At 60.7% G+C, this 8,711-nt stretch carries 7 protein-coding genes; 5 read left to right on the forward strand and 2 right to left on the reverse strand.

Annotated elements, in window-relative coordinates; genetic code table 11:
- Positions 1 to 165: 165 nt before the first annotated feature.
- Together moeB and moeA are read right to left on the reverse strand one after the other, a co-directional pair.
- Positions 166 to 918: a molybdopterin-synthase adenylyltransferase MoeB gene (moeB, locus tag OWK27_RS24170; protein ID WP_267591362.1), complete on the reverse strand. Its 753-nt coding sequence runs from the start codon at positions 916 to 918 to the stop codon at positions 166 to 168.
- Between the two features lies 1 nt (position 919).
- The gene (gene moeA, locus OWK27_RS24175; protein WP_267591363.1) at positions 920 to 2,152 is read right to left on the reverse strand and encodes a molybdopterin molybdotransferase MoeA; all 1,233 of its coding nucleotides are present in this window, start codon (positions 2,150 to 2,152) and stop codon (positions 920 to 922) included.
- Between the two features lie 189 nt (positions 2,153 to 2,341).
- Between moeA and iaaA the strand changes: the two genes are divergently transcribed.
- The 5 genes from iaaA to gsiD are packed head-to-tail and all read left to right on the forward strand — an operon-like array spanning position 2,342 to position 8,564.
- Positions 2,342 to 3,280, forward strand: a complete 939-nt coding sequence (gene iaaA, locus OWK27_RS24180; RefSeq protein WP_148418687.1) for a beta-aspartyl-peptidase — start codon at positions 2,342 to 2,344, stop codon at positions 3,278 to 3,280.
- Between the two features lie 11 nt (positions 3,281 to 3,291).
- A complete protein-coding gene (gene gsiA, locus OWK27_RS24185; protein WP_267591364.1) occupies positions 3,292 to 5,163 on the forward strand; it encodes a glutathione ABC transporter ATP-binding protein GsiA in 1,872 nt (623 codons plus the stop codon).
- Between the two features lie 23 nt (positions 5,164 to 5,186).
- The gene (gene gsiB, locus OWK27_RS24190; RefSeq protein WP_267591365.1) at positions 5,187 to 6,725 is read left to right on the forward strand and encodes a glutathione ABC transporter substrate-binding protein GsiB; all 1,539 of its coding nucleotides are present in this window, start codon (positions 5,187 to 5,189) and stop codon (positions 6,723 to 6,725) included.
- Positions 6,726 to 6,730: 5 nt separating this feature from the next.
- Positions 6,731 to 7,651 carry a glutathione ABC transporter permease GsiC gene (gene gsiC, locus OWK27_RS24195; protein WP_148418690.1) on the forward strand — a complete coding sequence of 307 codons (921 nt, stop codon included), beginning with the start codon at positions 6,731 to 6,733 and terminating at the stop codon, positions 7,649 to 7,651.
- A gap of 1 nt (position 7,652) precedes the next feature.
- Positions 7,653 to 8,564 carry a glutathione ABC transporter permease GsiD gene (gene gsiD / locus OWK27_RS24200; RefSeq protein WP_148418691.1) on the forward strand — a complete coding sequence of 304 codons (912 nt, stop codon included), beginning with the start codon at positions 7,653 to 7,655 and terminating at the stop codon, positions 8,562 to 8,564.
- Positions 8,565 to 8,711 lie beyond the last annotated feature (147 nt).

Consider the following 8,711-nt stretch of genomic DNA (forward strand, 5'->3'; position numbering starts at 1 on the left):
GAGCCCGGGAAAGTAAGACGCCTGAATATAGTTAACGAGATGAAAAAGCTGGGAAAAGAGTACAGTAATATGGTCATGGTGGTATGACCATATTACTGGGGATCCCTCAGCCCACAGGGAGAGGGAGCAAACACTAAAACGGCAACCTGAAGGTTGCCGTTTGCTTTAACCTCCGCACACCTCACATCCCGGATTACGCATCAGCTTCATCTCGCGGAACTGGCAGGTCATTGCGTCATACATCACGATTTTCCCCGCCGCAGGCGTGCCGTAGTGCGCCAGCACCTTAATCGCTTCCATCGCCTGCAGCGAACCAATCACGCCGACTAGCGGCGCCATCACGCCCGCCTCAACGCAGGTCAGCGCATTTTCACCAAACAGGCGGCTCAGGCAGCGGTAGCACGGTTCGCCTTGGGCGTAGGTAAAGACGCTGATTTGCCCTTCCATGCGGATTGCCGCGCCGGACACCAGCGGGATTTTGTGGGCGAAACAGCCGGCGTTAAGCTGGTTGCGAACGGCGACGTTATCGGTGCAGTCCAGCACCAGATCGTGTTGCGCAATCTGCGCAAACAGCGCCTCGTCATTCAGCTGGGCATCAATCAGGGTGAGCTGAGCGTCAGGGTTAATGCGGGCCAGCGACGCCCCGGCGGACTCTACTTTCGGCTGGCCAACGGTCGCGTCGCTGTGCAGCGTCTGGCGCTGCAGGTTAGACACCGACACGGTATCGAAATCCAGCAGCGTCATGCTGCCCACGCCCGCCGCGGCGAGGTATTGTGCGGCAGCGCAGCCCAGCCCGCCGAGACCAACAACCAGCACGCGGGCAGACTTGAGCGCTTCCTGGCCCTCGAAATCAAACCCGCGCAGCACAATCTGGCGGTTGTAACGCATCATCTCCTGGTCGCTCAGCTCCACCGTCATATCAGCCTCCGAACAGGTGGTTAAAGCATTCCACTTCGACCCATTCGCCCGCCTCTACGTGGCCGCGCTCGCGCTCCAGCACGATAAAACAGTTACCCTGGCTGAAGGAGCTGAAGATGTGCGAGCCCTGATGCCCGGTGGTGCTCACCTCCAGCTCGCCGTCGGCGTTGCGCGTCAGGATGCCGCGCTGGAAGTCGAGACGACCCGGGGATTTTTTCAGGCGCGTTGCCGCACGCGCGCGCTGGCGTACCGGCAGCGGGCTGGCCTTGTTGCCGGAAAGCCGCGCCAGCAGCGGAATGACCAGCTGGTAGAAGGTCAGCGCGGCAGAGACCGGGTTACCCGGCAGGCCGCAGAACCAGCTGTGCGGAAGCTTGCCAAACGCGAATGGTTTGCCCGGCTTAATCGCCAGCTTCCAGAAGGCGATTTCGCCCAGCTCTTCAAGCAGGGTTTTGGTGTAGTCCGCTTCGCCAACCGATACCCCGCCGGAGCTAATCACCACGTCGGCAGACGCGTCAGCCTCGATGAACGCCGCGCGCAGTTTTTCCGGATCGTCAGGAATGATGCCCAGGTTAATCACCTCGCAGCCCAGCTGCTCCAGCATCAGGTGAACCGCCAGACGGTTCGTGTCGTAAATCTGCCCCTCGTTCAGCGGCTGGCCCGGCAGCTGTAGCTCGTCTCCCGTGGAGAACACCGCCACGCGCACTTTGCGAACCACGTCAATCTCCGCGATGCCAAGCGACGCCAGGACCGGCAGTTCGGCGACGGTCAATTTTTGCCCGGAGGCAAAGACCGTCGCGCCGATGGTAATGTCCTCCCCGGTGCGGCGGATATTTTGTCCCGCTTTGACGCTGGCGGTAAAGCGCACGCCGTCGTCCGTTTGTTCGGTCTCTTCCTGCATCACCACCGCTTCGCAGCCCTTTGGCACCGGCGCGCCGGTCATGATGCGCACGCAGGTGCCCCCAGGCCATTCACCGCTGAACGGCTGCCCGGCAAACGCTTTACCCGCCACGGGCAGCGGCGCACCCGGTTGCAGATCCGCCAGACGCACGGCGTAGCCGTCCATCGCCGCGTTATCGAACCCCGGCACGTTCATCGGCGAGACGATATCGCGCGCGGCAATACGGCCAAAACAGCGCACAAGGGGCAGCGTTTCAACGTCGTGCAGTGGAGTAATGCGGTCAAGCATCTGCGAGAGTGCCGTCTCAAGCGGCATCAGTCCGGCGGTAAAATCCATGGTGGGCTCCTGCGGAGTAACAACGAAAGCGCCCATTATGGCAGAAAAGTGCGGCTAACTGTATGACCCGATGGGTGTACGCTTTACATCACAGTTGCGTCTTTCTATATTCAAAAATCATCTGAAGTTTCATCGACGATAATGATATTTATAGAAAAAGCAGCCAGCCAGGCTGATGGGTGATGCGAAATGAGTAAAGCGGTTATCGCAATTCATGGCGGTGCCGGGGCAATCACCCGTGCACAGCTCAGTCCCGAGCAGGAAAAGCGTTATATAGATGCACTGAACGCTATTGTGGAAACCGGCCAGCGGATGCTGGAAGCGGGCGAAAGCGCGCTGGACGTGGTGACCGAGGCGGTGCGGCTGCTGGAGGAGTGCCCGCTGTTTAATGCCGGGATTGGCTCGGTCTTTACGCGGGATGAAACGCACGAGCTGGATGCCTGCGTGATGGACGGCGTCACCCTGAAAGCGGGGGCGGTGGCAGGCGTCAGCCGCCTGCGTAACCCCGTACTTGCCGCGCGCCTGGTGATGGAGCAAAGCCCGCACGTGCTGCTGACGGGCGCGGGGGCGGAGCAATTTGCCGTCGAACGCGGAATGGACGCGGTCTCGCCCGATCTTTTTTCCACCGAGGAGCGTTACCGCCAGCTGCTGGAAGCCCGTACCGCGGGGATGACGCAGCTTGATCATTCCGCGCCGCTGGATGAACGCAGCAAAATGGGCACGGTAGGCGCGGTGGCGCTGGATAAAGCCGGTAACCTCGCTGCCGCAACGTCAACGGGCGGTATGACCAATAAGCTGCCGGGACGGGTGGGCGACAGCCCGCTGCCGGGGGCAGGATGCTACGCCAATAACGCCACGGCCGCGGTGTCGTGCACCGGCACCGGCGAGGTGTTTATTCGGGCGCTGGCGGCGTACGACATCACCGCGCTGATGGATTACGGCGGTTTAAGCCTGAGCGAGGCCTGCGAGCGGGTGGTGATGGAAAAGCTGCCGGCGCTGGGCGGCGAAGGTGGCCTGATTGCGGTGGATCGCGAAGGAAACGTAGCCCTGCCGTTCAACAGCGAAGGGATGTACCGGGCGTGGGGGTATGCCGGCGATGCGCCCAGCACAGGAATTTATCGTGAATAAGGGGGCGCCGCGTGCCGCACAGTGAAGAGCTGGACAGCCGGGAAGTGTTGGCCGTTCATCAGCTGAATATTGCCTTTCAGGAAGAGCGGCAGTTTATTCCGGCGGTTCAGGACCTGTCGTTTTCGCTCAACCGTGGCGAAACGCTGGCGATAGTCGGCGAGTCCGGTTCGGGTAAATCCGTGACCGCGCTGGCGCTGATGCGTCTGCTTGAGCAGACGGGCGGGCGGGTCGCCAGCGAACAGATCCTGCTCCGCCGCAGGAACCGCCAGGTTATCGACCTCAACGAGCTCAGCGCGTCGCAGATGCAGGGCGTGCGCGGGGCGGATATCGCCATGATTTTCCAGGAGCCGATGACCTCCCTGAACCCGGTCTTTCCGGTGGGGGAGCAGATTGCCGAGTCTATTCGCCTGCACCAGGGGCTGAACGGCGATGAGGCCCTCAACGAAGCCAGGCGAATGCTGGAGCTGGTGCGTATTCCCGAGGCGCACGCGATTTTGTCCCGCTATCCGCATCAGCTGTCTGGCGGTATGCGCCAGCGGGTGATGATTGCGATGGCGCTGTCGTGCCGTCCGGCGGTACTGATTGCCGACGAACCGACGACGGCGCTGGACGTGACCATTCAGGCCCAGATCCTGCAGCTGATAAAGGTGCTGCAACAGGAGATGGAGATGGGGGTGATCTTTATCACCCACGACATGGGCGTGGTTGCGGATATTGCCGATCGGGTGCTGGTCATGCATCAGGGCCATGCCGTGGAAACCGGCACGGTTGAGCAGGTGTTTCATGCGCCTGTACATCCTTATACCAAAGCGCTGCTGGCGGCGGTCCCGCGCCTGGGCGCCATGAACGGCAGCGATTTTCCGCGCCGCTTTCCGCTGATTTCCCCGAGCCAGCAGGCGCAGCAGGAAGACGACACCGCGCAGGATACGGTGGTACCCGGCAGGCCAATTCTCGAAGTGCGCGACCTGGTGACGCGCTTCCCGCTGCGAAGCGGGATCCTGAATCGCGTGAAGCGCGAAGTACACGCGGTCGAAAACGTCAGCTTTGATCTCTGGCCGGGCGAAACGCTGGCGCTGGTGGGGGAGTCCGGCTGCGGTAAATCCACCACCGGGCGGGCGCTGCTCAGGCTGGTGGAGTCGCAGGAGGGGAGCATCACCTTCAACGGCGAGCGTATCGACACCCTTCCCAACAGCAAGCTGCAGGCGGTGCGCCGGGATATTCAGTTTATTTTCCAGGATCCTTACGCGTCGCTCGATCCGCGCCATACGGTGGGGTACTCGATCATGGAGCCGCTGCGGGTGCATAACCTGCTCGACGGCGAGGCCGCCCAGCGCCGCGTCGCGTGGCTGCTGGAGCGCGTGGGCCTGAAGCCGGAGCATGCCTGGCGTTATCCGCACGAATTTTCTGGCGGGCAGCGGCAGCGCATCTGCATCGCGCGCGCGCTGGCGCTGAACCCGAAGGTGGTGATCGCCGACGAGTCCGTTTCGGCGCTGGACGTCTCTATCCGCGCGCAAATCATTAACCTGCTGCTTGACCTGCAGCGGGATATGGGCATTGCGTTTCTGTTCATCTCCCACGATATGGCGGTAGTGGAGCGTATCAGCCATCGCGTGGCGGTGATGTACATGGGGCAGATTGTTGAAATCGGCCCCCGTCGGGCGGTGTTTGAAAACCCGCAGCACCCGTACACCCGCAAGCTGATGTCCGCCGTACCGGTTGCCGATCCGGAGCATCGACACGCCCAGCGCGTGCTGCTGCAGGACGACATGCCGAGCAATATTCGTAAACGGGGCGAAACCCTGGAGCGCGTGGCGCTGCGTGAGGTCGGTCCCGGTCATTTTGTCGCACCACCGCGTCAGGACAATGCATTCTCGCGGTTATAACCTACAACAGGCAGGAGAACACAATGGTTCCTTTTGTTGCTCGTAAATGGCTGCTGGCCGCGAGCGTGACGGCCGCGCTGGCCGCCGCCCCCGCGTTCGCTGCTAAAGACGTGGTGGTGGCAGTGGGGTCTAACTTCACGACGCTGGATCCGTACGATGCGAACGACACCCTTTCCCAGGCGGTAGCGAAATCGTTCTATCAGGGGCTGTTCGGCCTGGACAGAGAGATGAAGCTGAAAAACGTGCTGGCGGAAGGGTACACCGTTTCGGACGACGGGCTGGTTTATACCGTTAAGCTTCGTAGCGGCGTGAAGTTCCAGGACGGCACCGACTTCAACGCCGGGGCGGTTAAGATCAACCTCGACCGTGCCAGCAATCCGGAAAACGGTCTTAAGCGCTATAACCTGTATAAGAATATTGCCCGTACCGAGGTGGTCGATCCGGCGACGGTGAAGATCGTCCTGAAAGAGCCGTTCTCGGCGTTTATCAATATTCTGGCGCATCCGGCGACGGCCATGATTTCGCCCGCCGCCCTGAAAAAATACGGCAATGAGATTGGCTTCCACCCGGTGGGAACCGGGCCGTACGAGCTGCTTACCTGGAACCAGACCGATTTTGTGAAGGTGAAAAAGTTCGCCGGATACTGGCAGCAGGGGCTGCCGAAGCTGGATTCCATCACCTGGCGCCCGGTCGTGGACAACAATACCCGCGCGGCGATGCTGCAAACCGGCGAAGCGCAGTTTGCCTTCCCGATCCCGTACGAGCAGGCGGCGCTGCTGGCGAAAAACAGCAGGCTGGAGCTGGTGGCCAGCCCGTCGATTATGCAGCGCTACATCAGCATGAACGTTACGCAAAAACCGTTTGATAATCCGAAGGTGCGGGAAGCCATTAACTACGCCATTAACCGTCAGGCGCTGGTGAAGGTTGCCTTTGCGGGCTACGCCACTCCGGCGACGGGCGTGATGCCGCCGACCATCGAATACGCCCAGAGCTATCAGCCGTGGCCGTACGATCCGGCAAAAGCGCGGGAGCTGCTGAAAGAGGCGGGCTATCCAGACGGTTTCAGCACCACGCTGTGGTCGTCGCATAATCACAGTACCGCTCAGAAGGTGCTGCAATTTACCCAGCAGCAGCTGGCGCAGGTGGGCATTAAAGCGCGGGTCACGGCGATGGATGCCGGGCAGCGCGCGGCAGAGGTGGAAGGTAAAGGGCAGAAAGAGAGCAACGTGCGGATGTTCTATACCGGCTGGACCGCTTCAACCGGTGAAGCGGACTGGTCGCTGTCGCCGCTGTTTGCTTCCCAGAACTGGCCGCCAACGCTGTTCAACACCGCGTTCTACAGCAATCCGCAGGTGGATAAGGATCTGGCCGCTGCCCTGAAAACCACCAAACCGGAAGAGAAAGCGCGCCTGTACAAGGAGGCGCAGGACATTATCTGGAAAGAGTCGCCGTGGGTGCCGCTGGTGGTGGAAAAGCTGGTGTCGGCCCATAACAAAGCGCTGACCGGCTTTTACATCATGCCGGATACCGGCTTTAGCTTTGACGACGCGGATCTAAAATAAAACTCATGCTGAATTATGTGTGTAAACGCCTGCTGGGGCTAATCCCGACGCTGCTGATTGTGGCCGTGCTGGTGTTTTTGTTTGTCCACATGCTGCCCGGCGATCCGGCGCGGTTAATTGCCGGGCCGGAAGCGGACGCGACGGTTATCGAGCTGGTGCGTAAACAGCTGGGGCTTGACCAGCCGCTGTACCGGCAGTTTCTGCATTACATTGGCAACGTCCTGCAAGGTGACTTTGGCATCTCGATGGTGTCGCGTCGGCCGGTGTCGGAGGAGATTGCCAGCCGCTTTATGCCGACCTTCTGGCTAACGCTTGCCAGCATGGGCTGGGCGGTGATATTTGGCCTGGGCGCAGGGATTGTGGCCGCCGTCTGGCGCAACCGCTGGCCGGATAAAATCGGCATGGCGCTGGCGGTCACCGGCATCTCTTTCCCGGCGTTTGCGCTGGGCATGCTGCTGATGCAGATTTTCTCCGTCGAGCTGGGCTGGTTGCCCACCGTCGGGGCCGACACCTGGAAGCACTACATTCTCCCCTCCATGACGCTTGGCGCAGCCGTTGCGGCGGTGATGGCCCGCTTCACCCGCGCCTCGTTTGTTGACGTGCTGAGCGAAGATTATATTCGCACCGCGCGGGCGAAAGGGGTTAGCGAGAAATGGGTCATCCTCAAGCACGGTTTTCGTAACGCGATGATCCCGGTGGTGACGATGATGGGGCTTCAGTTTGGCTTTCTGCTGGGCGGCTCTATCGTGGTAGAGAAGGTCTTCAACTGGCCGGGGCTGGGGCGTCTGCTGGTCGACTCGGTCGACATGCGCGACTACCCGGTGATTCAGGCGGAAGTCCTGCTTTTCTCGCTGGAATTTATTCTTATCAATCTTGTGGTGGACGTGCTCTACGCCGCCATTAACCCGGCTATCAGGTATAAATAAGATGCGATTATTGAACTGGCGTCGTCAGGCCATTTTGAACGCTATGCCGGGGATCAGGCCGGACCATATTCGCACCCCGTGGGTTGAGTTCTGGCGGCGATTCCGCCGTCAGCCGGTCGCGATGGTCGCCGGGCTGTTTGTGTTGCTGCTGATCCTGGTGGCGATGGTTGCCCCGTGGATAGCCCCGTTTGATGCGGAAAACTACTTCGACTACGACCGTCTGAACGATGGCCCGTCGATGATGCACTGGTTTGGCGTGGACTCGCTCGGGCGCGATATTTTCAGCCGCGTGCTGGTAGGGGCGCAAATCTCGCTGGCGGCCGGGGTTTTTGCGGTGCTGATAGGCGCGGCGATTGGCACCGTGCTGGGGCTTGTGGCAGGGTACTACGAAGGCTGGTGGGATCGCATCATCATGCGCATCTGCGACGTGCTGTTTGCTTTTCCCGGCATTCTGCTGGCCATTGCCGTGGTGGCGGTGATGGGCAGCGGCATGGCGAACGTCATCATCGCCGTGGCGGTATTTTCCATACCCGCCTTCGCTCGCCTGGTGCGTGGCAACACGCTGGTGCTCAAGCAGCAGACCTTTATCGAGTCGGCACGCAGCATGGGGGCCAGCGATGCCACCATCCTGTTCAGCCATATTCTGCCGGGGACGGTGTCGTCCATCGTGGTCTACTTCACCATGCGCATTGGCGTGTCGATTATCTCGGCGGCGAGCCTGTCGTTTTTGGGGTTAGGGGCACAGCCGCCGACGCCGGAGTGGGGTGCGATGCTGAACGAGGCGAGGGCGGATATGGTGATTGCGCCGCACGTGGCGATCTTCCCGAGCCTGGCGATTTTCCTCACCGTGCTGGCGTTTAATTTACTGGGTGATGGGCTGCGCGACGCGCTGGATCCGAGGATTAAAGGGTAGGTTTTGCGGGACCTTACGGCTTGCCCCTCACCCTAACCCTCTCCCCTGTACGGTCCGGGGACATGGTAGACAGGTGTTCGGGGACATGGTGAACACTTTTTAACATCCTTTACCCATGGTGATCGACTTTTTCTTCAGGTCGATCAC

Source organism: Enterobacter cloacae complex sp. 2022EL-00788 (assembly GCF_026627565.1).
In the GTDB taxonomy this organism is placed as follows: Bacteria; Pseudomonadota; Gammaproteobacteria; order Enterobacterales; family Enterobacteriaceae; genus Enterobacter; species Enterobacter pasteurii.